Below are 22,804 nucleotides of genomic sequence, written 5' to 3' on the forward strand. Positions count from 1 at the left end.
CTGTGGGGTCGCGCGAGTCCGGTACCGCCGATGCCGTGCCGGCCGGGGATCATCGGATCAGGTCCTGTGGGGTGTCGACATCCTCGGGTGAACCGGTCCCGTCGCACGGGACCCGCTGAACCAGTTCGGGATTGGCGGCCAGGAATTTCCGGGCGCCGATATCGCCGACCGCGCTCGCGGCCACCGCCGGAAAGTGTTCGGCGCCGAGCAGTACCGGATGTCCGGGGCGACCGTCGTAGGTGGCGATCGCCAGGCGGGAGCCGCAGGCGCGGAGCCGGCGTATCGACTCGGCACCGAGCCACGGCATATCGACCGGAACGACCACGGCGGCGCTTTCGCGCACCGCCGCCAGTCCGGCGATCAGCGAGGAACCCATCCCGGTCGCCCATCGCGGGTTGTGCACCACCGTCGCCCCGGGTACCCGCAGTTCGACCGCGCCGGTCACTACGATCACTCGGGCGCAGCCACCGTCGCGCAACAGCCGCACCGCGCGATCGACCAGCCGCTCGCCCTCGAAGAGAACGTCTGCCTTGGGTTTTCCGAAGCGTCGACCGGCGCCCGCGGCAAGCACCAGCCCCGCGGCCGCCGTCGGCGCGGTGCCGAGGTCCATGCCGAGATCGTCGTCGATTCTCAGTCCTCGGGCAGATCGATACCCAGCAGCGCCGCCTGGACCTGGTGCAGCCGGTCCACATCGCCGCGCAGGCCGGTCACGTTGTCCTGGTAGAGGAAGGCTTCGCCCAGCCGCACCATGGAATAGGCGAGCAGTGACCGTTCCAACTGGGGTGCGTAGCCGTCCTGTTCCTCGGCGCGGGTGATGAGCCGCTCCACCGCGACGAGGATGCGCGGCTGGACCGGGCCGTCGCTCGAGGTGAGTATGCGCAGGCCCGCCAGTGGTTCGTTCTCGAAGTACCGCCGGAACGGTTCGTTCCCGGCCATCCAGCGGTTGACCCGGTCGAGGACGCTGAGGATCCGGCGGGCACCGGATTCGCGCCGGCGGGCATCCGCGCGTTCGATGAGGGATTCGAACTCTCCGGCCAGTACGGCGCCCAGGACGCCGTCGCGGGAGCCGAACCAGCGGTAGATGGAAGCCCTGCTCAGTTTGAGCTGGGCGGCGATCGCCTGGACATCGACTCGTTCCCCGGCGAGGAAGGACTGCCGGGCCAGCGCTACTACTTCTTCACGGGTGGCCGAGGCCGGGCGGCCGGGTGGTCTGGACGTTCGGCTGACGGTGGTCACCACGTTATGGTACACACAATGATTCATGTATCTAAAATGGCCGAGAGCCCGGTCGTGGGCTATCGAGTGTAGGGCGGATCAGGCCGGTTGGGCCAGCGGGGACCGAGCCGACCATCGTCCGCCCTCCCTGGTGACGTGTACCGGATGGTCGAACGCCGCGGAAATGTATGTGGTGGTAATGGTTTCGGCGGCCGGCCCTGCGGCGACCGCGCGGCCGTCGGCGATGAGCAATGCGTGACCGGTCGTGGTGGGCAACTCCTCGAGATGGTGGGTCACCAGCACCGACGCGAGGTCGGGATAGGTCCGGTCCAGCGAATCGATCGTAAGCAGCAACTGTTCGCGCGCGGCCACATCCAGACCGGTGGTCGGTTCGTCGAGCAGTAGCAGGCGGGGTGCGGTGATCAGTGCGCGAGCGATGAGTGTGCGCCCGCGTTCACCCTGGGAGAGGGCGAACCAGTTCCGTTCGGACTTCGCGGCCATTCCCACGGCGTCGAGCGCGGCTGTCGCGGCGTCGATCTGATCGGCGCGCGGCGTCCAGCGCATCGGGAGGTCCACCGTTCCGGTGAGTCCGGTGAGCACCACGTCGCGGACCGGTAGCGGCGAGCGCAGCGGATGCCGGTGGTCGACATGCCCGATCGACCGCCGCAGTTTCTGCAACTCGACCCGGCCCAGCTGTTCGCCCAATACTCGGACGATACCGGTGGTCGGATGGGTGACGGCGCCGCAGAATCCCAGCAGGGTGCTCTTGCCGGCGCCGTTCGGGCCCAGCAGTGCCCAGTGCTCACCGGCCCGCACCGTCAGCGAGATACCGTCGATGATCTGGTTGCCGTCGCGCCGGAAGGTGACGTCGGTCAGTTCCAGAACGGGGGTGGTCACGAGAATGCCTCCTTGATGGCGTGCAGATGATCGCGGCTGAGTGCGGCCGCGGCGTGGGGATCGCGGGCGGCGATGGCGGCGGCGAGCTGTTCGTGCGCCGCATGGTCGGCGGGTGCCGACGGCAGCGGGCGGATATGCAACATATCGATCATGGCGATCCGCAGGCGGGGCAGGAAGGTATCGAAGAGTTGGATGAGTATGTCGTTGTGCGCGGCCACGATGACGGCCCGATGGAAGGCCATATCGGCATCGACGTGCTCGGGCACCGACAGTCCCGGCGCGGCCCGGCCGGCGAGGGTGCGTCGGATCGTCCGCAGATCGGCGGGGGTTCGGCGGTGTGCGGCCAGGGCGGCGGCCTCGGTCTCGATGGCCATCCGGGCCTCGACCACAGTGGCGATGCTCGCGCGCCGCACGACGATATCCCAGTCCGCGGTGCCGTCCAGGGCCGTGACGAAAACACCGGCGCCCTGACGGCTGCTCAGTACGCCGCGTCCCGCGAGTTCGCGAATGGCCTCCCGCAAGGTCGAACGTCCCACCCCGAGCTGGGCTGCGAGGGTGGTCTCGCCGGGCAGTCGGTGGCCCAGCTGCCATTCGCCGCCGCGGATGCGTGCCAGCAGTATTTCGGCCGTCTGTTCGGCCAGCGGCGATCGTCTCACCTGGGATAACAATTCAAAACCTCGCTACTTGTCTGAGGAGTCGTGTACAGTTTGCCATATGCCGCACCCGGAGCTTCTCCTCGACCGCCACGGCGGGGCCTGAACGATCGGCCGCCCCGCCGTGGGGTTGTCGTCGGCCGGTCACCGTCGCGGAGACGGCCGAACGCACAGGAAGTCCGGGAAACCCCATGACCACACAGATCCATCCCACCATCGATACTCCCATCGGGCCGGTCCCCGGTGACGCGCCGCGGTGGTACCGGCAGCGGCATTCCCAGCTGCCCTCACACCGGTATCGCGATATCCACGACCGGGTGGACGTGCCCGTCACCGAACGTCATTGGCCGCAGGCCCGGATCGACCGGGCACCGCTGTGGGTTCCGGTGGATCTGCGTGACGGCAACCAGGCCCTGGCCGAGCCGATGGACCCGGACCGCAAGATGCGGTTCTTCACCATGCTCGTCGCCATGGGCTACAAAGAGATCGAAGTCGGCTATCCCTCGGCGTCCAAGGCGGATTTCGACTTCGTCCGGATGCTGGCCGATACCGGTTCGGTCCCAGCGGATGTGACCCCGGTGGTGTTCACCCCCGCCCGGCGCGATCTGATCGCTCGCACGGTCGATTCGGTACGCGGGATGGACAACGAGGTGGTGATCCACCTGTACACCGCGACCGCGCCCATGTGGCGCGACACCGTGCTGGGCAAGGACGCCGCGGCCGTCCGTGAGCTGATCCTGGCCGGTGCCCGCGATGTACTCGAATTCGCCACGGACCTGCCCCGGGTGCGATTCCAGTTCTCCCCGGAGGTGTTCAACCAGACCGAGCCCGGGTATGTGCTCGAGATCTGCGACAGCGTCACCGAGTTGTGGCAGGCCACGCCGCAGCGGCCGGTGACGCTGAATCTGCCGGCCACGGTGGAGATCGCGACACCCAATGTGTACGCCGATCAGATCGAGTACATGCACCGCAATCTCGCCCGGCGCGACGGCGTGATCCTGTCGGTACATCCGCACAACGACCGCGGTACCGGTGTCGCGTGTGCCGAACTGGCGGTGCTGGCCGGTGCGCAACGGGTGGAGGGCTGTGTGTTCGGCAACGGCGAACGCACCGGGAACGTCGATATCGCCACTCTCGCACTGAATCTGCACGCCCAGGGCGTGGATCCGATGATCGATTTCTCCGATATCGACGAGATCCGCCGGACGGTCGAGTATTGCACCCGGCTGCCGGTCCATCCCCGGCATCCCTACGTAGGCGATCTGGTGCACACTGCGTTCTCCGGTACCCATCAGGATGCGATCAAAAAGGGTTTCGCCGAGCATCGGTCCCGCGCCGCCGCCACCGGCCGGGCTGAACGCGAGATCGAATGGCGGATACCGTATCTGCCCATCGATCCCGCCGATATCGGCCGCAGCTACGATGCGGTGGTCCGGGTCAACTCCCAGTCCGGTAAAGGCGGTATCGCCTATCTGCTGGCCACCGAACACGGGCTGGACCTGCCGCGTCGGCTCCAGATCGATTTCGCCGGCCGGGTCCAGAGGCACGTCGACGGCACCGGTGGTGAGGTGAGCGCCGCCGAATTGCGCGTTCTGTTCGACGCCGCCTACATCGATGCGGCCGAACCACCGGACGTCGTGCTGAAGGATATCCGGGTGACCGGCTCGGCGGCGGCCCCGGCCGTCGCCGTGGCGCTGGTGGTCGACGGCCGGGCCCGCCGCAGCGAGCACGACGGCGCCGATCCGGTGGACGCGGTGGTGTCGGCCCTCGCGGCGGCCGGGCGCGATATCGAGGTTCTGGGACTGGCCGGTCACCGTGTGGCCGACCATGCGATCGCCTACCTCGAATACCGGCGCGCCGGTGAGAGCGGATGGTCGTGTGCGCGTGGCGAATCGGTGGAGTCGGCCGGAGTGGCCGCGGCGGTCCGGGCGGCGGCCGGTAGCTGTCCCGCGTGACCGGAGTCCGGCTCAATCGCCGGTGCGGCCGTCGATCCGTTCGCGCAGCAGATCGGCATGGCCGTTGTGGCGGGCGTATTCCTCGATGAGGTGCAGGTACACCCAGCGCAGGACTCATACGGTCACCGTATCGGCGGGCGCTACTTTCTTTTCCGCCCGGGAGCGGACGGCCGCCGCTCTCAGAACCAGGTCTCGCGCATATCGAGAGTGGTGGTGTCGAGGTCGGCGAGGAGATCGAGTTGTGGTCCCGTCCGGGGGAGTTCGTGGCGGAAGAAGTAGCGGGCGGCATGCCGTTTGCCCTCGTAGAAATCACCATCGTGGCCGTCGGCGGCGACCGCCTGTGCCAGCCAGATCCAGGCCACCACATGGTGGCCGAAGGCTTCCAGGTAGACCGAGCTGTTCGCCAGAGCCACCTCGATATCGCCGGCCGCGAACAGGCCGCCGGTGACTGCGACCAGCCGGGTCCAGGACTTGTCCAGCCGATCGGCCAGAGCCGCGGTCGTATCGCCGAGTTCTCGCGCGGCCGCCAGTGTCGCCCGGATCCGGGCATCGAGTTCGCGCAGACTCGCGCCCGACTGCTGGGTCACCTTGCGGCCCAGCAGGTCCAGTCCCTGGATACCGTGGGTGCCCTCGTGGATCGGGTTGAGCCGGTTGTCACGGTAGTGCTGCTCGACGTTGTACTCGCGGGTGTAGCCGTAGCCGCCGAGCACCTGGATGGCGAGATCGTTGGCGGTCAGGCACCACTGAGAGGGCCAGCTCTTGGCGATCGGGGTGAGGATGTCCAGCAGCAGGGTCAGCGCGCGGCGTTCGTCGTCGGATTCGGCGGTGTGCTGTTCGTCGATCAGGCGGGCGCAGTACAGCACCAGCGCGAGACCGCCCTCGACGTAACTCTTCTGCGCGAGCAGCATTCTTTTGACGTCGGCGTGCTCGATGATCGGGCGCTGCGGAGAGGTCGGGTCGGCGGCGCCTTTGGTGCGACCCTGCGGACGGTCCCGGGCGTAGTCCAGCGATTCGAGGTAGCCGGTGTAGCCGAGCGCGGCGGCGACCAGCCCGACTCCGCTGCGCGCCTCGTTCATCATGTGGAACATATATTTCAGGCCCTGGTGTGGTTCGCCGACCAGGTAGCCGATCGCGCCGGGTTCGCCTTCCGGTGTCCAGCGGCCCTCGCCGAAATTGAGCACCGTGTTGACGGTGCCGCGAAAACCCATTTTGTGATTGAGCCCGGCCAGCGCCACATCGTTGCGTTCGCCGCGGGACCCGTCCTCGCCCACCAGGTAGCGGGGTACCACGAACAGTGAGATACCCCGGGTGCCGGCCGGGCCGCCCGGGATCTTGGCGAGCACCAGGTGCACGATGTTCTCGCCGAGTTCGTGATCGCCACCGGAGATCCACATCTTGGTGCCGAAGACCCGGTAGGTGCCGTCGTCGCGCGGTTCGGCGCGGGTGACGATATCGGCGAGCGAGGAACCGGCCTGGGGTTCGGACAGGCACATGGTGCCGAAGTAGCGGCCCTCCAGCATGGGCGGGACGAAACGCCGCACCACTTCTTCAGCGGCGTGCGCGATGAGGAGATTGGCATTGCCGATGGTGAGCAGCGGATAAGCGCTGGTTCCGGGGTTGGCGGCGTGGAACCAGGCGAAGGCAGCCTGGGCGACCGCGGCCGGGAGCTGCGCGCCGCCGAGGTCGGTGTCCATGGTCGCCCCGACCATGCCCGCCTCGGCGAACGCGGTAAGCGCCGTGCGGACCTCTGGGATGATGGTGACCGTATCGCCGTCGAAGGTGGGTTCGTGGGCGTCGTTGAGTTTGTTGTGGGTGGCGAAGTATTTGGTGGCCAGCTGCTCGCTCAGTTCGAGGACCGCGTCGAATGTCTGGCGCGAGTGGTCGGAGAAACGCGGCCGCCGGGTGAGGTCTTCGACATCGAGCCATTCGTAGAGCAGGAACTCGAGGTCGCGCCGGGACAGCAGTGTAGACCGCATAACCACCCTTTCGGTACAAGTTATAGTCAGAGTATCAAATGCCGAGCAGGCGACGACCCACGGATCCATGCCGCACCGGCGCCGCCGTAGGGGCTCGAGGGTAGTGAACTCCGTTCGCCGGGAACATGCCCACGCGGTTCGGCGCGACCGGGTATCGAGTTCGGTGTGGGTCGGTGCCGCTATCGGCTACCGGCCGACACCTGTCGGTAGAACTCGATCTGATCGGCTACGACGACATCCCGGAGTTCCGGGTCGGTGTAGAAGCTGAAATGTGTACCGGGATAGATCCGCAACTCGCCGTGCGGTGCGGCGTCGGCCAGTTCGCGGGTCGTGGCCACGGGCGTCTCGCGATCGTCGGCGGCGGCGCAGACCAGTAGTGGGCAGGACAGTTGCGCGGCCGACTCGGCCGGGCGATAACGCATCATCGCCAGTAGCGCCCGGGGGGCAACGGCATTGCGCCATAGACTTTCCCGGCCTCCGGTGAGTGTCCGGATGTGGCGGTCGGCCTCGGAAGTCGCGGTTACTGCGAGTTCCCCCGGCTGCCCGACCATCGGTATGTAATAGGGCGGCCGGCCCACCAGACCACGTAGCCGGTCCCGCAAGCAAGCGCCCAGCAACTTCACGGTGTCGCGGGCACTCCGGTCCTCGACTCGCTTCGGAAACCCGTTGAACGGAATCTGTGCCACCACGGCCCTGATACGAGCGTCACCGGCCGCGGCGACGATCATATGGGCCCCGCCCAGCGAGTTACCCCACAGCAATGTGCGGTCCGCGTCGATCCGCTCGTGGGCCCGGGTGAACGCGACGGCGGCGCGGATATCGCCGAGCTGACCGGCGAGGTCGGGTACCTGCCGTGGCTCGCCCGCGCTTTCGCCGAAACTGCGGTAGTCGAAAATCAGCGCGGCGAATCCCGCCTCGGCGAATCGTTCGGCGTATTCGACCAGGCGATCCATCGTTCCGCTGAATCCGTGGCAGAGCACGACGCACGGTAGAGGCTCGGTGCCGCTGGGCAGGTAGAGATTCCCGACGCACCGGGTACCGCCGACGTCGAACGAAACTCTGGTGCGCATGCGGATCATCCCTACGGCAATAGACTGACTGGTGGTAGGCAATATAGCGTAGAAACTGACCAAGGGTAAGTGGTGAGATGACTTTCGAGCGAATACTGGACGCGGCGCGGATCCTGTTCGCCGCGCGCGGCTACCGCGCCACCTCGATGCAGGCGATCGCCGACGAGGTCGGTATCACCAAGGCCGCGCTCTACTACCACTTCGACTCCAAGGACGCGATCCTGCACCAGCTCACGTCGCCGCTGCTGGACGAACTCGACGCTGTGCTGGCCGCGGCCGAGTCGGCGCCGGAGGCCGAGGATGTGCGCTGGCGGGCGATCGAGGGTTATGTCGATGTCCACCTGCGGCACCGGCACACCCTGACGATGCTCGTCAGGGATATGACCCTGTTGGTGCAAGCGCCGGTCGCCGACCGTTTCCGGGCGGCGATCGCGTTGGCGAACGAGCTCGTTGCGGGCCCCGGGGCCGGGATCGAGCAGCGGGTGCGCGCATCTCAGGTGGTGGCGGGCCTCGCCGATCCGGTGGTGTTGTTCCGCAACGAACCGGCCGATCGGCTCCGCCGGATGATCCTGGACGGCGCGCGGGCGCTACTGGGCGATCCGGCCGGATCGCGGCCACGCGGGCCTGCCAGGGGGCGCGGTGGAGGGCGACCCGCGAAGCTCACCGCCGCGCAGATCGAGCACGTGCGTTCGCTGCACGCCGCGGGTGCCGATACCGACGAGATCGCTGCCCGCTTCGGAGTGTCCCGAGCGACCCTGTATCGCTATCTCAAAAACAAATAGTAATGAGATTTGATTATGAGATAACGAGGAATCGCGCGCATGCCGTCCGTACTTTCCGGGTCGGCCGCAGCCCGGGAGATCAGGCGCTTTCCTCCCGCGCCAGAAGCGCCAGGATCGCGGCGGCCATCGCGGCCGGATCGCCGTCCGCCGGGCGCAGCACCAACGCCGGTGCGGCCGGCGCCTCGTAGGGGTCGTCGATGCCGGTGAAACCCCGGACCTCCCCGGCCCGTGCTTTCGCATAGAGGCCCTTGGGATCCCGGGCTTCGCACACCTCGAGCGGCGTGTCCACGAAGACCTCTAGGAAGGATATTCCGGCACTGTCGTGGGTGACCCGCGCCCGCTCGCGATCGGCCCGGTAAGGGCTGATGAGAGAGACAATGGCGACCATCCCGGATTCGGCGAACAACCGGGCCACCTCGCCCACCCGGCGGATGTTCTCGGTGCGATCGGCCGCGCTGAAACCCAGATCGGAATTGAGACCGTGGCGCAAATTGTCGCCGTCGAGCAGGAACGCCGGCCGTCCGGCCGCGACCAGGCGCCGCTCGAGCTCCACCGCCACCGAAGACTTCCCGGATCCCGACAATCCGGTGAGCCAGACGGTCAGCCCACGGGTCGCGCGCTCGGAGCGTTCGACCGCGCTGGCATGCCAGACCACGCGGGACGAGGGCAGACTGGGCCCGGTGATCATCCCGGCGCCCACGGTATCGCCGGTGATGTCGTCGACCAGCAGGAAGCTGCCGGTGGTGCGGTTGCGTCGATAGGAGTCGAACTGCAACGGCTGCCGGGTCCGCAGCTGCACCCGCCCGATCTCGTTGAGCGACAGCCCGGTCGCGTTCTCGTCCCGGTGCAGTGTGTTCACGTCGAGCCGGTAGTCCAGTGCGCGGATCTGGGCGGGAACACTGCGGGTGGTGTGGCGGACCGTATACGACGCGCCGGGGCGCATCTCGGCCTCGTCGCTGAACCAGCACACCATGGTGTCGAGGTCCCGGCTGACGTGTGGACGGTTGGCGGGACGGCAGAGCATATCGCCGCGGCCGATATCGAGCTGATCGGCCAGTCCGACCGTGACCGCCTGCGGCGGGAATGCCTGTTCGAGCGGAACTCCGCCCGGCCCCCAGATTCCGGTGACCGTGGTGGTGAGGCCCGAGGGAAGTATCGTGATCTCGTCGCCGGGAGACCAGACACCGCTGGCGACGGTGCCCGCGTACCCGCGAAAATCCGGGGTGTGACTGCGGATCACGTACTGCACGGGCAGCCGGGCGTCGATGAGGTTGCGGTCCGAGGCGATATGCACCTCTTCGAGGTGGTGCAGCAGCGGAGTGCCCTCGTACCAGTCCATGCCGGCGCTGCGGTGCACGATATTGTCGCCGTGCAGCGCCGACATCGGGATGAAGGTGAGGTCCGCGATCTGCAGCCGGGACGCGAAACCGGCGAATTCCTCCCGGATCTCGGCGAATCGCTGCGCCGAGTAGTCCACCAGATCCATTTTGTTGACGCACAGCACCAGGTGCGGGATTCCCAGCAGCGAGGCCAGGAACGCGTGCCGCCGGGTCTGCTCGACCACCCCGTACCGGGCGTCGACCAGGATGAGCGCGAGGTCCGCGGTCGAGGCGCCGGTCACCATATTGCGGGTGTACTGCACATGCCCCGGGGTGTCGGCGATGATGAATTTGCGCCGGGGTGTCGCGAAGTAGCGGTGCGCGACATCGATCGTGATGCCCTGTTCGCGCTCGGCGCGTAGGCCGTCGGTGAGCAGGGCGAGATCGGGATAGTCGTCACCGCGGTCGCGGCTGGTGCGTTCTACCGCATCGAGTTGATCGGTGAACAGGGTTTTGGAATCGAAGAGGAGCCGTCCGATCAGCGTGGACTTACCGTCGTCGACGCTGCCCGCGGTGGCCAGGCGCAGCAGGGTGCTCATCAGAAGTAGCCCTCTCGTTTACGGTCTTCCATCCCGGCCTCGGAGATCCGGTCGTCGGCGCGGGTCGCGCCGCGCTCGGTGACCCGCGCGGTCGCGACCTCCTCGACGACCTCGGCGGGGGTGGCGGCGGTGGATTCCACACAGCCGGTGCAGGTGGCATCGCCCACGGTGCGGAACCGCACCAGGGCCTCGTGCGGTTCCTCGCCGTCGAGCAGGGTCAGGAACCTGGTGTGCGCGAGCAGCATGCCGTCGCGCTGCACCACCGGGCGGCGGTGCGCGTAGTACAGCGGTGGCAGTTCGATGCCTTCGCTCGCGATATAGGTCCAGATATCGAGCTCGGTCCAGTTGGACAGCGGGAAGACTCGGATATGTTCGCCGGGACGATGTTTGCCGTTGTAGAGGTTCCACAGTTCCGGGCGCTGCCGACGGGGGTCCCACTGGCCGAACTCGTCGCGGAAACTGAAGACCCGCTCCTTGGCGCGCGCCTTCTCTTCGTCGCGCCGGGCGCCACCGAAGACCGCGTCGAACCGGCCCTCGCGTAGCGTGCGCAGCAGGGTTGCGGTCTGCAACCGGTTGCGGCTGGCCCGTGGGCCGGTGTCCTCGGTGACGCGACCGGCGTCGATATCCTTCTGGACTCGGCCGACGAGCAGGCGTAATCCGTATTTCGTGACGGCCGCGTCGCGATAGTCGATCACCTCGTCGAAATTGTGCCCGGTGTCGATGTGCAGGATCGGGAACGGGACCGGGGCCGGCCAGAACGCCTTGGTGGCCAGATGCAGCATCACCACGGAGTCCTTGCCGCCGGAGAACAGCAGGACCGGACGTTCGAAGGTTGCGGCCACCTCCCGGAGGATATGGACGGATTCGGCCTCGAGTGCGGCCTGATGCGAGAGCTCGTACGTACTCGCCGCCGACTTCGTGTTCTGGCTCACGCCTAAAAACTAGAACACGTTTCTATGCTAGGTCAACGGCCTTCGGCGGGCGGCCGCTCGCGGCGGCGGTAATCGCGTCGGCGGCGGCCATCAGCGCCGTGCCCCGGCGGGCGATCTCGGCCCCGGTGATCGGCTTGCCGACGTACATGGTGAGCACCAGTTGCTGTCGACCGTCGGCGTCGTAAGTCGGAGCCGCGAGCAGGCTCACCGGATGCTCTTTACGGGGCCGCAGGTCGGAGCCCAGGTAGACGCGTTCGCCGAGGGTGGTGACCAGTTCGGCGACGGCGGTGCGCAGCTGGTCGGGCAGGTCGTGCCCGGCTACCCCGGCCAGGAGCGAGTACAGCTGCCTGCCCGCGCCGGTCATGCTCTCAACCAGGTACCCGCGGTCCCGGCATTCGGCCACTATCCGGCGCAGCAGGGTCTCGTCCTGGCGTAGCGGGACGGTGGGGGTGGTGTTCAACCAGGCGTCGAAGGCGGCCTCGGTATCCCAGAGCACATACATGAGACCGACCGGCGGCGCGAATCGATAAGTCGCCCCGACCTGCACCATTGCCGGTCCGGCGCTGTCCAGGACACTGATCCGCTCGCCGACGACGGCCGAGGCGGTGCAGGTGGTGCCGTAGGCCGCGCTCAATCGTTCCAGCTCGGGATGGGCGAGCGCCGCGATGGAGAAACTCTCCTGGGCGACGCGGCCGGCGGCGATGAGGGCCGGGCCGGGACCGTATTCGCGGGTGCGCGGATCGCGGGTCAGGTAGCCGGCCGCGGTGAGCTCGGTGAGAATGCCCAGGCAGGTGGGTTTGGCGAGGCGCAGGTCGCGGGCCATTTCGGACAGTCCGGTATGGCTGCCCCGCCGGGCGACGACGTAATCGAGCACCTGGACGACACGCTGCGTGGGAGCGGAGCGCCGGCCGACCTCCCGAACCTCGGATATTCCTGCTGACATTGACCGCTCCTAGAACAGGTTCTAATCTTCTCGGTATCGCAATGTACCAGGGCGGTACATATATGGAACACCGGGAGTATCGTGCTGACCCAGCCGTTCGCGGAATCGATCGCCGCCGCCGAGGAAATCATCGAGAGTGCCCCGCATATCCGCACCGAACAGGATCTCGCCGAGGGCTACGACTACCTCGCGGGCAGTATCCGCGCCGCCATCCAGATGTCCTGGGCCTTCGAACGGGACTTCCCGTTCTTCGTCCAGTCCACCGGGCCCTACACCAAAATGGGCCTCGACAACCCGGACACCCTCTACTGGCACGCCAATCTGCGGCCCGACGCCGAATACGTGGTCACCGGAACTCGCGGCACCACCCGGGACCTGAGCTTCCAGGTACTCAACGGCAACTATTCGCCGACCGAGGTCCCCGGCGGGGAAACCGCCTTCGACGACCGCTCCATCGATATCGCCGCCGACGGCAGCTACGAATTGACCCTGGGCCCCGGCCGGGGCGGCCGCAACCATATCCAGCTCGCCGCCGATTCGACCATGCTCGCGGTACGCGAAGTCTTCGGCGACTGGGCGAACGAGAAAGCCGGCACCGTCCGGATCTCCCGGGTCGATACCGTGGGTTCTGCCCCGCCCGCGATCACCTCGGCTCTGATGGCCAAACGCTACGAGGTCGCGGGCAAGATGCTGGTGTCGCGGCTGAAGACCTTTCTCGCTTTCCCGGAATGGTTCTATCTGAACCTGCCGGTCAACACGATGACCGAACCGCGGCGTACCCCCGGTGGGCTGTCCACCCAGTTCTCCTCGGTCGGCCACTACGACCTCACCGACGACCAGGTGATGATCCTGACCGTGCCGAAATCCGACGCGCCCTACCAGGGCTTTCAGCTCGGCAGCATGTGGTACCTGTCGCTGGACTACATCAACCACCAGACCAGCCTCAATGCCGATCAGGCGAACGTCGATCCGGACGGCATGATCCGGCTGGTCGTCAGTGAACGCGATCCCGGCCTGATCAACTGGATCGAACGCACCGGCCACGATCGCGCCTATCTGCAGTTCCGCTGGCAGCGGCTGGCCCGCGAGATGACACCCGAGGACGGACCGGTGGTGGAACTGGTGTCCTTCGACGCACTGCCGGACCGGCTGCCGTTCTACAAGGAGTCGCGGATCGGTTCGCAGGACTGGAAGGCGCGAATCGCCGGTCGCCAGGCCGCGGTGGCGGAGAGGATGCTCGGCTGATGCTGTTGCAGGACAAGGTCGTCGTGGTCTCGGGGATCGGCCCGGGCCTGGGGCAGGCGATCGCGGTGCGGAGTGCGCGGGCCGGCGCCGATGTGGTGCTGGCCTCCCGTACCGAGAAGCGATTGCGCAAGGTCGCCGCCCAGGTCGAGGAACTCGGCCGGCGTGCCCTGGTGGTACCCACCGATATCACCGACGACGACGCCGCGCAGAATCTCGTCACCGCCGCCCACACCGAATTCGGCCGGGTCGATGCGCTGGTGAACAACGCTTTCGCCATGCCCCCGATGGTCGACCTCGCCGACGTGGCCCTCGACGATCTACGAACCAACCTGGAAACCAATGTGTTCGCCGCGCTGCGGTTGACCCGGTTGTTCGCCCCCGCCCTCGCCGAGAGCAAAGGATCGGTGGTGATGATCAACTCGGCGGTACTGCGGCATTCCCGGCAACCCTACGGTCCCTACAAAATGGCCAAGACCACCCTGCTCGCGCTCGCGCAGAGCTTGGCCACCGAACTGGGTCCGCGCGGTATCCGGGTCAATTCCGTGGCGCCCGGCTGGATCTGGGCCGACACCTTGAAATGGTATTTCGACTATCTGGCGAAAGAGCGCGGGGTGAGCGCCGACGATATCTACACCGAAACCGCCGCCGATATCGATCTGCGGCGTCTGCCCGAACCCGATGAGATCGCCGATGCCGTTGTCTTCTTCGCTTCCGAGATGTCTCGGGCTATCACCGGAACCTGTCTCGATGTGAACTGCGGCGAATTCCACCACTGAGGAGTAACGAGAAATGATCGGCAGGGAAGACGTCGGCACCATCGACGATCTGCACGCTTCCGCCACCAAGGTGATCGGCCTCGACGATTTCGGCGACGACGGCTACCGCGCCGGACTGTCGGTGTTGCTGGCGTCCTATGAGAACGATGCCGAGCTCACCCCGTTCGGCAACAAGGTCACACGCGCGCTGCTGCGCGGAGCCCTGATCGCCCGGGCCCTGAGCGAGGCCGGTTGGAAACAGTATCCGCAGCACGCCGAGATCGGTGTCGAACGCCCGATCTTCGTAACCGGGCTACCGCGGTCGGGAACCACGGCCGTTCACCGACTGCTCACCGCCGACCCGGGGCACCAAGGTCTGGAGATGTGGCTGACCGAGATGCCGCAGCCCCGCCCGCCGCGCGGAACCTGGGAGCAGAACCCGGTATTCCAGCAGTTGCAGGCCGGGTACGAGAAGCATCATGTGGAGCATCCCGAATTCATGGGCGTGCACCATATCTCCGCCGACCAGGTGGAGGAGTGCTGGCAACTGCTGCGGCAGTCCGCGATGTCGATCTCCTACGAATGCCTGGGTTATCTGCCCCGCTACTCCGAATGGCTGCGGGATCAGGACTGGACGCCCGCCTACGAACGGCATCGGCGGAACCTGCAACTGATCGGTTCCAACGATCCGGGCCGCCGGTGGGTGCTGAAGAATCCGAGCCATCTGTTCGCGCTGGACGCGCTGCTCGCCGTCTATCCGGACGCACTGGTGATCCAGATGCACCGGGTACCGCGCACCATTGTCGCCTCGGTGTGCAGTCTGAACGAGCAGGCGACCGCCGGCTGGTCGGCGAAGTTCCGCGGGCCGGTGGTGGGTGCCGCGCAACTCGAACTGTGGTCACGGGGAGCGAAAAAGTTCCTGAAAGACCGGAAGAAGCACCCGGCGGCGCAGTTCTGCGATGTGTACTACGAGGATTTTGTGACCGACCCGATCGGCACCGTCGAGAAGATCTACACGCAGTTCGGGATCGAATTCACCGAGGCGGCGCGGACGCAGCTGACCGCGCTGCACGGTGAGTCCACCTCGGGTGCCGCAAGGCCCGCACACAAGTATTCGCTGGCCGATTTCGGGCTGGACCCGGACGAGGTGGACGCCGCGTTCGCGCCCTATCTCGACGAGCACTACCCGGGCGGTAGCCGGAACTGATCGTCGGCTGCCCGGGCGGGGCCGAGAAGGATTGCTCCGGCCCCACCCGTGCTCGGCGCGTGCGCGCCCGACATGCGCTGCGGTCGCGAATATGCGGCTGCCGCCCTCAGGGCTGGCCGGGCTTCAAGACGATGAACAGACCGTGGGCCTCGGCGCAGAGCCGGTCCCCGTCGTGCAGGGTGGCCTCGATCCATACCTTGCGCCCTTCCTGGCGTTCGGCCCAGGCGCGTAGCCGGAGTTCCTTGTTCAACGGTGTGATCGACCGGTAGTCCACCGTGAGCGAGGCCGTCCGGGTGACCGAGCCGGAATGCGCCGCTCCCGCCAGCCCCATCAAATCGTCGAAACCGAGCGAGATGTAGCCGCCGTGGGTGGCGGCGTTTCCGCCGAGGTGGAAGGTCCGGTAGGTGATCCGGGCGTCCACGCCGTCGCGATCCACCCGATCCACCCGGTACGGCGGCAGTGTGACATTGCCACGTGAGGGCAGATCGAAACGGGTCCAGCCCGGTGCGTCCCATTCCTCGCCGATATGGGCCGCCAGCCGGTCGTTGAGCTTCTCCAGGATGCCGGCCGCCTCCTGCACCAGGTCGTCCGGCGGCACCGCCAGCCGGGCGTGGTCCATGAGCGTGCGCACCTGTTCCACGAAATCGCCGTAGTGCGGCCCGCCGCGGGTGGTGTCGACGGTGCGGACCGCGTCCATCAACTCCGACATCGGCCGGAATCCGCCCTCGTGATGTTCGACGTCGGGGAGGATGTTCCCGGCCTCGTCTTCGCTCATGAGAACACGTTATCGTCCCAGCTGCGGGCGGGCGGTGGCCGGGGCTGTGGCCCGGGGTACGCGACCGGGCTGCTCGCGAGGGCCCCCGGCGCGTAGGCTGCCGGATATCGCCGGTCGGGAGCGCGCTTTTCCCCGGCGGCCGATGCCCGTTCGTGTGAGAATTCCGGACGGGGTGAATACGCACGCGGGGCGGTCCTGGTCGGGCCGCGGGAGGACGACCATGCCGACGACACCACTGACCCAGCAGAACTTCCAGACGGTGGTGGCCACCAATCACATAGTGCTGGTGGACTTCTGGGCGACCTGGTGCGGTTGGTGCACCCGTTTCGCGCCGGTGTTCGAGGAGTCCGCAGAACTCCACCGCGATATCGTGCACGCCACCGTGGAGGCGGAGGCCGAACCCGCGCTCGCGGCCGCCGGACAGGTGGACCGGTACCCGTGGCTCATGGCCTTCCGCGAGGGGACACTGGTGTACTCGAAGTCCGGGTTCCTGCCCGGTGATCAACTCGAGGAACTCGTCCAGCAGGTCCGCTGGATGGATATCGGGGAGTTCCGGCGCGAACACGGACTCCAACAGCCCACGGCCGCGGTACCCGGAGCGCAGCAGCACCAGCCCACGGTCGGCCGGGCCGGGCCCGCCCCCGGACTCCAGGCCTACGGATGGCCCGGACTGCGCAGCGCGTGAAGAACGGACTCGAATCGGGACAGATCTTCGCCGGTTACCACATCGACCGTCTGCTGGGCGCCGGCGGAATGGGCGAGGTCTACCTCGCGCGCGACCGTGATCTGCCGCGGCCCGTCGCGCTGAAGTTGCTGACTCCGATCGGTCGACGGAAAGTGGTTGTGCAGTGTCTTCAACGCATCCTTCATGCCGAGCTGAGGGTCCTGTGACGGTTTGCACAGGTACCGAAAGGGGCATCGTCGATACCCATCGGTGCGCTGCGCATATGCTGGCCGGGCTGCACGATGGAGGTAAGTTTTGACGGTCGAGGTGCTGGCCGACCCGGAGCCGGGCGGGTCGTGGCGAGTTACGCAATCCCCGGCCCGGCCCGCGCCACCGGTTTCGATGATCGAGCGGATGACATTGATCCTGGACGCGTTCGAGCCGGCGACGCCGGTTCTCACGCTGCAGGATCTGGTGGAACGCACCGGATTGCCGCGGTCCACCGTCCACCGCATTCTGGACCAGATGATCAGGTTGCGCTGGCTGGCCCACTATCCGGGCGGCTATCGGCTGGGTCTGCGCACCTTGGAGCTGGGCGGACTGGCCGCGGGCCATAACGAACTGCGTGCCGTGATCGGCCCATTGCTGCACGAGCTGTGCCAGCGCACCCTATCGGTCGGTCATCTGGGAGTGCTGGACGGCCGCGATGTGGTCTACCTGGACAAGACCGGTGGCCGGGCGAGCGCGGCGGTGCCGACCCGGATCGGTGGCAGGCTCCCGGCGCACAGTACCGCGCTGGGCAAAGCACTGCTCGCGAGCCTGGACCCCGGCGTGGTGGAAACATCACTACGTGAACAACTTCCCCGGCTGACTCCGCGTACCATCGCTGATCGGATGGAACTGCACCGGGAGTTGGCGCGTATCCGCAGCCGACAGGGTATCGCCGTCGACAACGAGGAAGCGGTCGCCGGTATCGGCTGTGTGGCTGTCCCGGTGCGTCGCCGGGGTGTCACGGTGGCGGCGCTTTCGTTGTCCACCCGGATCGGGTCCGGTCGCCCGGCGATCGATACCGGCCGTCAGGCCCGGCAACTGGCGGCGCTGGCCGCCGAGGCCGGTCGCCTGCTCTCCCAGGACTGATCGAGGCCGGGGACAACCGGTCTCCGGTTCCCGGCTCCGTGGATCAGCCGTGGTCGAGCGATCTGGCCAGCGTGCGCCCGGCGGCCCGGCCGGAGAATATACAGCCGCCCAGGAACGTGCCCTCGAGGGCGTTGTACCCGTGGACACCGCCGCCACCGAATCCAGCGACCTCACCGGCGGCGTAGAGCCCGGGCAGCGGAGTGCCGTCGGGGCGCATCACCCGCGAGTGGAGATCGGTCTGCAACCCGCCGAGGGTTTTGCGGGTCAGGATATTGAGCCGGACGGCGATGAGCGGCCCGGCGGCCGGATCGAGAATCCGATGCGGTTTGGCGACCCGTGCGGTCCGGTCCCCGAAGAAGGTGCGCGCGTTGTGGATCGCCGTCACCTGCGCGTCCTTACTGAACTTGTTGACGATCTCGCGGTCACGGGCCACGATCTGCTTCTCCAACGCGGCATAGTCCAGTTGCGGCCCGCGGACGAGTGCGTTCATCCCGTCGACCAGTTCGCGCAGCGTATCGGCCACCACGAAATCGACGCCGTGCTCCTTGAATGCCTCCACCGGCTGCGGCGCGCCTTTGGTGAACCGGCTGCGCACGGTGGTGAGACGGTCCTTGCTGGTGATATCAGGGTTCTGCTCCGACCCGGAGAGCGCGAACTCCTTCTCGATGATCGACTGGGTCAGTACGAACCACGAATAGTCGTACCCGGTCGCCAGGATCGCCTTCATGGTCGAATTCGTATCGAAACCGGGGAAGCACGGCGCCGGGAGCCGGGTGCCGTTCGCGTCGAACCACAGTGAGGACGGACCGGGGATGATCCGGATGGCGTGGTCGGGCCAGATCGGATCCCAATTGTTGATGCCCTCGGTGTAGTGCCACATACGATCGCGATTGACCAGGGCGGCGCCCGCCGATTCGGAGATGCCGAGCATCCGCCCGTCCACGTGGGCGGGCACGCCGGAGATCATGGTGCGCGGTGCCGGGCCGAGCCGATCCACCGGCCAGTTCTGCCGGATGAGGTCGTGGTTGTGGCCGATACCGCCGGAGGTGACCAGTACCGCCTGCGCGTGGAACTCGAAATCGTCCACCACGGTGCGCGAGGTGGCCACACCGCGGGCGAGTTCGGTCGGCTCGAGCACGCTCCCGCGCACCCCGGTGACCGCGCCGTCGTGGACGATCAGTTCGTCGACCCGATGGCGGAACGCGAACCGCACCAGGCCTTTGCGCTCGGCGTCGAGAACAGGGTTCAGGAACACCTCGAGCACACCCGGGCCGGTGCCCCAGGAGATATGGAAACGCGGCACCGAATTCCCGTGACCATCGGCGAGGGCACCGCCGCGTTCGGCCCAGCCGACGAGCGGGGTCACTCGCAGACCGAGGTCGTAGAGATAGTCGCGCTTTTCGGTGGCGGCGAACCGGACGTAGGCTTCGGCCCACTGCCTGGCCCAGTGGTCCTCGTCGTCGCGATCGAATCCGGCCGAACCCAGCCAGTCCTGCAGGGCCAGTTCGTAGGAATCCTTGATACCGAGACGCCGCTGCTCGGGGCTGTCGACGAAGAACAGCCCGCCCAGTGACCAGAACGCCTGCCCGCCGAGGTTGTTGCGGTTCTCCTGATCGAGTACGAGTACCCGGTGTCCGGCCTTGGTCAGCTCATAAGTGGCGACGAGGCCGGCCAGCCCGGCCCCGACGACGATCACGGGGTTCTCGTCGGCCGGTACCGGGCCTGCGGGAGAGGTTTCGGACACGGTTCACCCTTCGCTCACGGTGGCTACGGGCCGGAATGTATCAGACGACCAGGACGCCCGATCGATGATCAGGAAGGGCGCCGGGTCGGGAACTCGGCGGCCAGTTCGGTGAACACCGCACGGTTGAGCACGAAGGCCTGTTTGCCCTCGTCGAGGATGCGGCGCTGCTCGAGCTCGTCCACGCCGATCCGGTCGAGCAGCGCCCGGTACTCGCGTTTGAACGCGGCGGGATTACCGATGCCCTCGAATACATAGAACCGCACACCGTCACCGCGATGAGGCAGGTCCCAGAGTTTTTCGGCATTGCCGCGGATCACCTGGCCACCGGAGAGGTCGCCGAGATAGCGGGTGTAGTGGTGAGCGATATAGCCGCCCGGCCAGGTCCGGGCGCATTCCTCGATCCGCGCGGCATAGGCGGCCGTCGCGGGCAGCGGCGCCAGTTCGTCGCGCCAGCCGGGGCCGGCCAGATGCGCCAGATCCCGCTCCAGTTCCGCGGTACGCGCCAGTTCCGGTGTGATGAACGGGCCCGCCACCGGGTCGGCGGCGAGCGCTTCGGTGTATGCCTCCAGCGCCCGATAGATGAACCAGAGTTGACCGGTGTAGCGGCGATAGGAGTCGATACCGAGCGATCCGTCCAGCATCTCGGTGATGAAGGTCGAGTTCTCCGCTTCCTCGTGCTCGCGCGCGGTGGCTTCCCGGATGCGAGTGGAGAACGAGGACACGGCCGGCTCGGTGGTTTCGAAAGTGTCCGGCATCGAGTGAACCTTCCTGCGGATGCGGTCCGGGTACTTCACCCGAACCGAGTGCACCGGTCGCGCGGTGTAGGACACACCGCGCGACCGGGCGGTAGACAACCCGACGATACCGGGTCCGGCGCCCGGTCAGGGTTTCTCCGTCAGCGGCCCTACGGGCGCGGCGCGGTGGGTAGCGGTTCGGTCGGCGCGAGCCGTGCCTCCGCCGCGCCTACTCCCACCGGATCGCCCACACCGGCCCCTCCGGGGGCGCCCGGAACGAGGATCGGCATCGCCATGGTGGGCGAGGTGTCCTCGATGACACCCGGGGGCTCGGCGGGTAGTCCCAGCGGGTTCGCTGACAGGGCCGGCATTTCCAGCATGTCGGCGGGCAGAGCCGCGGGCGTCGCCGGGGGCAGCGTCCCGGGCGGAACCAGGGGCAGCGTCCCCGGTGGAACCAGGGGCGCCGGTTCCAGATCATGGCTCCAGACCCCGCGATCGAACTCGGGGACCGGGGACGTACCACGTTCGGCCGGTTTGGGCACCTGGGGCAACTGTCCGGCCGCCGGCAGGCTGAGGGACAGGTCGCCCGAGGCTTCCGTGGTGGGAGTCGAATGCTGCACGGGCACCCGCACCGGATGGCGCCCCGGTACCGTGCCGATTCGTTTGCCGAGATTCACCGTGGGCCGGCGTTTGCCGAGATTTACTGTCGGCCGGCGTTTGCCCAGGTTCACTGTCGGCCTGCGGTTGCGCTTGACCACCGGACGACGCAGCGTGCCGAACTTTCGCAGGATCGGTGGGCGGCGCACCGTCCGGTCGAACCATTCACCGAGCGTGACGCCGCCGGCCAGGGCGCAACCGATACCGAAGGCCGCCAACAACTGATTCGCGCCGCGCGCCAATTCATCGTTGAGCAGGCCGTACAGACCCCGGTAGATGCTCAGACCGGGCAGCAGCGGGGTGATACCGGCGAGCGCGACGACCAGCGGTGGGGTCAGGGCGCGGCGGGCGAACAGACCACCGACGAGACCGACCGCGATGGCGGCCGCGCCGGCGGCGACGACCGGCCCGAAGTCGGCCGTGATCACCATCAGATAGCAGATGGTGCCCATGGCGCCGCTGGCCGCCGCGGCGGCCAGCGCGCGCCGTTCCGCGTAGCAGGCGAGTGCGAATGCTGTGGCCGCCGCGGCACCGGCTACGACCTGCACCGGCAGGTTCGTCAGCCCGTGCCCGGGGCTGAGGTCCAGGGGCACTGTGGCGTCGAACATTTCGCCGATGCGCAAGGTCAGGGCGATACCGGCGATGATCCCGCCGGTCATCATCAGCAGTTCGAGCATGCGTGCGGCCGCGGTGATCGGCGCCCCGGTGATCGCATCCTGTACCGAGCCGACCAGGCTCAGCCCACTGAGCAGCACTGTGATCCCGGCCGCGATGATCAGCGTCGGACTGACCGAGATCCCCAGTGGCCCGGCGAAGGCGGCCAGCACCACCGCCGGGACAGCGGCTATCGCACCGCCCACCAGATGCTGGAAAAAGAACGGCAGGCCGTGCCGGTTGAGCATCCGGTTGGTCCGGTCGATCAACGCTGTGGTGACGAAGCTGAGCGCCGCGACCAGGAATCCGCCGCCGAGCAGCAGTGAGATCGCGGCCGCCATCAGTGACCAGCCGAAGGTAGCCGTCCACCGTTTGTAGGGGTGGGGTGCCGAAGTGATGGCGTCGAGGGCCCGGCGTCCCTCGGCGGGCGGCAGAACGTCGCGGCGGATACGACGGGTGAGCCGGTCCACGGCGGCGAGTCGGGTGAAGTCGAGGGAGCGGTACTGCACGATCCGCATCGAACTCGCCGAGGGCAGCCGCGCACCACGATGCGCGTAGATACGGATGGAGTTATAGGTGACCTCGACATCACAGGCCGACAGACCGTAGGTGGCGGCGATGAACCGCACCGTGGTCTCGGTATCGGTGACGGCCGAACCCGATGCCAGCACGACCTCACCCATCCGCACGGCCAGATCCAGCACCTCGGCGACCGCGGCGTCATCGGAGAGATCGATGGGCTGCAGCGGAGTAGGCGCGGACACGATCGTGTCGGCGGTGGCGGGGCGATCGGCGACGAGTTTGCCGATGGCACCGGTGAGGACGGGCAGGCGCAGAGGGTTACGCCGAGAGTCGGCGTAGCCGGACGGGTCCGGGGTGATCTGTGGTTCG

20 protein-coding genes and 2 pseudogenes are annotated in these 22,804 nt (G+C 67.4%); 7 read left to right on the plus strand and 15 right to left on the minus strand.

What is annotated here, in order from left to right:
* Nucleotides 1-49 precede the first annotated feature (49 nt).
* The 4 genes from OG405_RS10175 to OG405_RS10190 form a co-directional block, all read right to left on the minus strand.
* The gene (locus tag OG405_RS10175) at nucleotides 50-610 is read right to left on the minus strand and encodes a nucleotidyltransferase family protein (RefSeq protein WP_327151371.1); all 561 of its coding nucleotides are present in this window, start codon (nucleotides 608-610) and stop codon (nucleotides 50-52) included.
* 20 nt (nucleotides 611-630) lie between these two features.
* Nucleotides 631-1,236 carry a QsdR family transcriptional regulator gene (locus OG405_RS10180; protein ID WP_327151372.1) on the minus strand — a complete coding sequence of 202 codons (606 nt, stop codon included), beginning with the start codon at nucleotides 1,234-1,236 and terminating at the stop codon, nucleotides 631-633.
* Nucleotides 1,237-1,314: 78 nt separating this feature from the next.
* Nucleotides 1,315-2,112 (minus strand): ABC transporter ATP-binding protein, encoded by a 798-nt coding sequence (locus OG405_RS10185; RefSeq protein WP_327151373.1) that lies wholly within the window; start codon nucleotides 2,110-2,112, stop codon nucleotides 1,315-1,317.
* Nucleotides 2,109-2,780, minus strand: coding sequence for a FadR/GntR family transcriptional regulator (locus tag OG405_RS10190; RefSeq protein WP_327151374.1), 672 nt, complete (start codon nucleotides 2,778-2,780; stop codon nucleotides 2,109-2,111). Before OG405_RS10190 ends, OG405_RS10185 begins: the two co-directional genes overlap by 4 nt.
* 176 nt (nucleotides 2,781-2,956) lie before the next feature.
* Between OG405_RS10190 and OG405_RS10195 the strand changes: the two genes are divergently transcribed.
* The gene (locus tag OG405_RS10195) at nucleotides 2,957-4,720 is read left to right on the plus strand and encodes a 2-isopropylmalate synthase (RefSeq protein ID WP_327151375.1); all 1,764 of its coding nucleotides are present in this window, start codon (nucleotides 2,957-2,959) and stop codon (nucleotides 4,718-4,720) included.
* A 12-nt stretch (nucleotides 4,721-4,732) separates the two neighbouring features.
* On the opposite strand, the pseudogene OG405_RS10200 reads toward OG405_RS10195, so the two are convergent.
* From OG405_RS10200 to OG405_RS10210, 3 genes and pseudogenes are all read right to left on the minus strand, one after another.
* Nucleotides 4,733-4,831: pseudogene (locus tag OG405_RS10200) on the minus strand (mycothiol transferase); the annotation flags it as partial.
* A 68-nt stretch (nucleotides 4,832-4,899) separates the two neighbouring features.
* Nucleotides 4,900-6,696 (minus strand): acyl-CoA dehydrogenase, encoded by a 1,797-nt coding sequence (locus OG405_RS10205; protein WP_327151376.1) that lies wholly within the window; start codon nucleotides 6,694-6,696, stop codon nucleotides 4,900-4,902.
* A gap of 179 nt (nucleotides 6,697-6,875) precedes the next feature.
* A complete protein-coding gene (locus OG405_RS10210) occupies nucleotides 6,876-7,766 on the minus strand; it encodes an alpha/beta hydrolase (RefSeq protein WP_327151377.1) in 891 nt (296 codons plus the stop codon).
* 77 nt (nucleotides 7,767-7,843) lie between these two features.
* Between OG405_RS10210 and OG405_RS10215 the strand changes: the two genes are divergently transcribed.
* Complete coding sequence (locus OG405_RS10215; protein ID WP_327151378.1) at nucleotides 7,844-8,548, plus strand: TetR family transcriptional regulator; 705 nt, start codon at nucleotides 7,844-7,846, stop codon at nucleotides 8,546-8,548.
* Between the two features lie 79 nt (nucleotides 8,549-8,627).
* Here OG405_RS10215 and cysC read toward each other — a convergent pair whose 3' ends face one another.
* The 3 genes from cysC to OG405_RS10230 are packed head-to-tail and all read right to left on the minus strand — an operon-like array spanning nucleotide 8,628 to nucleotide 12,341.
* On the minus strand, nucleotides 8,628-10,466 hold the full coding sequence (gene cysC, locus OG405_RS10220) for an adenylyl-sulfate kinase (protein WP_327151379.1): 1,839 nt from the start codon (nucleotides 10,464-10,466) through the stop codon (nucleotides 8,628-8,630).
* On the minus strand, nucleotides 10,466-11,398 hold the full coding sequence (gene cysD / locus OG405_RS10225; RefSeq protein WP_327151380.1) for a sulfate adenylyltransferase subunit CysD: 933 nt from the start codon (nucleotides 11,396-11,398) through the stop codon (nucleotides 10,466-10,468). The genes cysC and cysD overlap by 1 nt, the downstream gene beginning before the upstream one ends.
* A gap of 22 nt (nucleotides 11,399-11,420) precedes the next feature.
* Nucleotides 11,421-12,341 (minus strand): helix-turn-helix domain-containing protein, encoded by a 921-nt coding sequence (locus OG405_RS10230; RefSeq protein ID WP_327151381.1) that lies wholly within the window; start codon nucleotides 12,339-12,341, stop codon nucleotides 11,421-11,423.
* A gap of 81 nt (nucleotides 12,342-12,422) precedes the next feature.
* Between OG405_RS10230 and OG405_RS10235 the strand changes: the two genes are divergently transcribed.
* The 3 genes from OG405_RS10235 to OG405_RS10245 are packed head-to-tail and all read left to right on the plus strand — an operon-like array spanning nucleotide 12,423 to nucleotide 15,548.
* Nucleotides 12,423-13,586: a hypothetical protein gene (locus OG405_RS10235; RefSeq protein ID WP_327151382.1), complete on the plus strand. Its 1,164-nt coding sequence runs from the start codon at nucleotides 12,423-12,425 to the stop codon at nucleotides 13,584-13,586.
* A complete protein-coding gene (locus OG405_RS10240; protein WP_327151383.1) occupies nucleotides 13,586-14,362 on the plus strand; it encodes an SDR family oxidoreductase in 777 nt (258 codons plus the stop codon). The genes OG405_RS10235 and OG405_RS10240 overlap by 1 nt, the downstream gene beginning before the upstream one ends.
* A 13-nt stretch (nucleotides 14,363-14,375) precedes the next feature.
* Entirely contained in the window at nucleotides 14,376-15,548 is a 1,173-nt protein-coding gene (locus tag OG405_RS10245) for a sulfotransferase family protein (protein ID WP_327151384.1), read from the plus strand.
* A 106-nt stretch (nucleotides 15,549-15,654) separates the two neighbouring features.
* Here OG405_RS10245 and OG405_RS10250 read toward each other — a convergent pair whose 3' ends face one another.
* On the minus strand, nucleotides 15,655-16,323 hold the full coding sequence (locus tag OG405_RS10250; protein ID WP_327151385.1) for a PaaI family thioesterase: 669 nt from the start codon (nucleotides 16,321-16,323) through the stop codon (nucleotides 15,655-15,657).
* Between the two features lie 220 nt (nucleotides 16,324-16,543).
* On the opposite strand from OG405_RS10250, the gene OG405_RS10255 reads away from it, so the two are divergent.
* Nucleotides 16,544-17,008, plus strand: coding sequence for a thioredoxin family protein (locus OG405_RS10255; RefSeq protein WP_327151386.1), 465 nt, complete (start codon nucleotides 16,544-16,546; stop codon nucleotides 17,006-17,008).
* Here OG405_RS10255 and OG405_RS29160 read toward each other — a convergent pair.
* The gene (locus OG405_RS29160) at nucleotides 16,978-17,193 is read right to left on the minus strand and encodes a hypothetical protein (protein WP_442790689.1); all 216 of its coding nucleotides are present in this window, start codon (nucleotides 17,191-17,193) and stop codon (nucleotides 16,978-16,980) included. The genes OG405_RS10255 and OG405_RS29160 overlap by 31 nt on opposite strands.
* Nucleotides 17,194-17,302: 109 nt before the next feature.
* Here OG405_RS29160 and OG405_RS10265 point away from each other — a divergent pair, with 109 nt between their 5' ends.
* Nucleotides 17,303-18,124 carry an IclR family transcriptional regulator gene (locus tag OG405_RS10265; protein ID WP_327151387.1) on the plus strand — a complete coding sequence of 274 codons (822 nt, stop codon included), beginning with the start codon at nucleotides 17,303-17,305 and terminating at the stop codon, nucleotides 18,122-18,124.
* A 43-nt stretch (nucleotides 18,125-18,167) separates the two neighbouring features.
* Here the strand turns inward: OG405_RS10265 and OG405_RS10270 are convergent, their stop codons facing one another.
* The 3 genes and pseudogenes from OG405_RS10270 to OG405_RS10280 form a co-directional block, all read right to left on the minus strand.
* Nucleotides 18,168-19,868: an FAD-binding dehydrogenase gene (locus OG405_RS10270; protein WP_327151388.1), complete on the minus strand. Its 1,701-nt coding sequence runs from the start codon at nucleotides 19,866-19,868 to the stop codon at nucleotides 18,168-18,170.
* Between the two features lie 68 nt (nucleotides 19,869-19,936).
* Nucleotides 19,937-20,623, minus strand: coding sequence for a biliverdin-producing heme oxygenase (locus OG405_RS10275; RefSeq protein ID WP_327151389.1), 687 nt, complete (start codon nucleotides 20,621-20,623; stop codon nucleotides 19,937-19,939).
* 716 nt (nucleotides 20,624-21,339) lie between these two features.
* A pseudogene (locus OG405_RS10280) lies at nucleotides 21,340-22,743 on the minus strand (threonine/serine ThrE exporter family protein); the annotation flags it as partial.
* Nucleotides 22,744-22,804 lie beyond the last annotated feature (61 nt).

The sequence above is a fragment of the Nocardia sp. NBC_01329 genome (assembly GCF_035956715.1).
In the GTDB taxonomy this organism is placed as follows: domain Bacteria; phylum Actinomycetota; class Actinomycetes; order Mycobacteriales; family Mycobacteriaceae; genus Nocardia.

What these genes read in the sequence shown, in the direction of transcription:
- OG405_RS10175 (WP_327151371.1), bottom strand. Translation starts at nt 610, where the DNA reads ATGGACCTCGGCACCGCGCCGACGGCGGCCGCGGGGCTGGTGCTTGCC.
- OG405_RS10195 (WP_327151375.1), top strand. Translation starts at nt 2,957, where the DNA reads ATGACCACACAGATCCATCCCACCATCGATACTCCCATCGGGCCGGTC.
- OG405_RS10205 (WP_327151376.1), bottom strand. Translation starts at nt 6,696, where the DNA reads ATGCGGTCTACACTGCTGTCCCGGCGCGACCTCGAGTTCCTGCTCTAC.
- OG405_RS10210 (WP_327151377.1), bottom strand. Translation starts at nt 7,766, where the DNA reads ATGCGCACCAGAGTTTCGTTCGACGTCGGCGGTACCCGGTGCGTCGGG.
- OG405_RS10215 (WP_327151378.1), top strand. Translation starts at nt 7,844, where the DNA reads ATGACTTTCGAGCGAATACTGGACGCGGCGCGGATCCTGTTCGCCGCG.
- cysC (WP_327151379.1), bottom strand. Translation starts at nt 10,466, where the DNA reads ATGAGCACCCTGCTGCGCCTGGCCACCGCGGGCAGCGTCGACGACGGT.
- OG405_RS10230 (WP_327151381.1), bottom strand. Translation starts at nt 12,341, where the DNA reads ATGTCAGCAGGAATATCCGAGGTTCGGGAGGTCGGCCGGCGCTCCGCT.
- OG405_RS10240 (WP_327151383.1), top strand. Translation starts at nt 13,586, where the DNA reads ATGCTGTTGCAGGACAAGGTCGTCGTGGTCTCGGGGATCGGCCCGGGC.
- OG405_RS10245 (WP_327151384.1), top strand. Translation starts at nt 14,376, where the DNA reads ATGATCGGCAGGGAAGACGTCGGCACCATCGACGATCTGCACGCTTCC.
- OG405_RS10250 (WP_327151385.1), bottom strand. Translation starts at nt 16,323, where the DNA reads ATGAGCGAAGACGAGGCCGGGAACATCCTCCCCGACGTCGAACATCAC.
- OG405_RS10255 (WP_327151386.1), top strand. Translation starts at nt 16,544, where the DNA reads ATGCCGACGACACCACTGACCCAGCAGAACTTCCAGACGGTGGTGGCC.
- OG405_RS29160 (WP_442790689.1), bottom strand. Translation starts at nt 17,193, where the DNA reads ATGAAGGATGCGTTGAAGACACTGCACAACCACTTTCCGTCGACCGAT.
- OG405_RS10275 (WP_327151389.1), bottom strand. Translation starts at nt 20,623, where the DNA reads ATGCCGGACACTTTCGAAACCACCGAGCCGGCCGTGTCCTCGTTCTCC.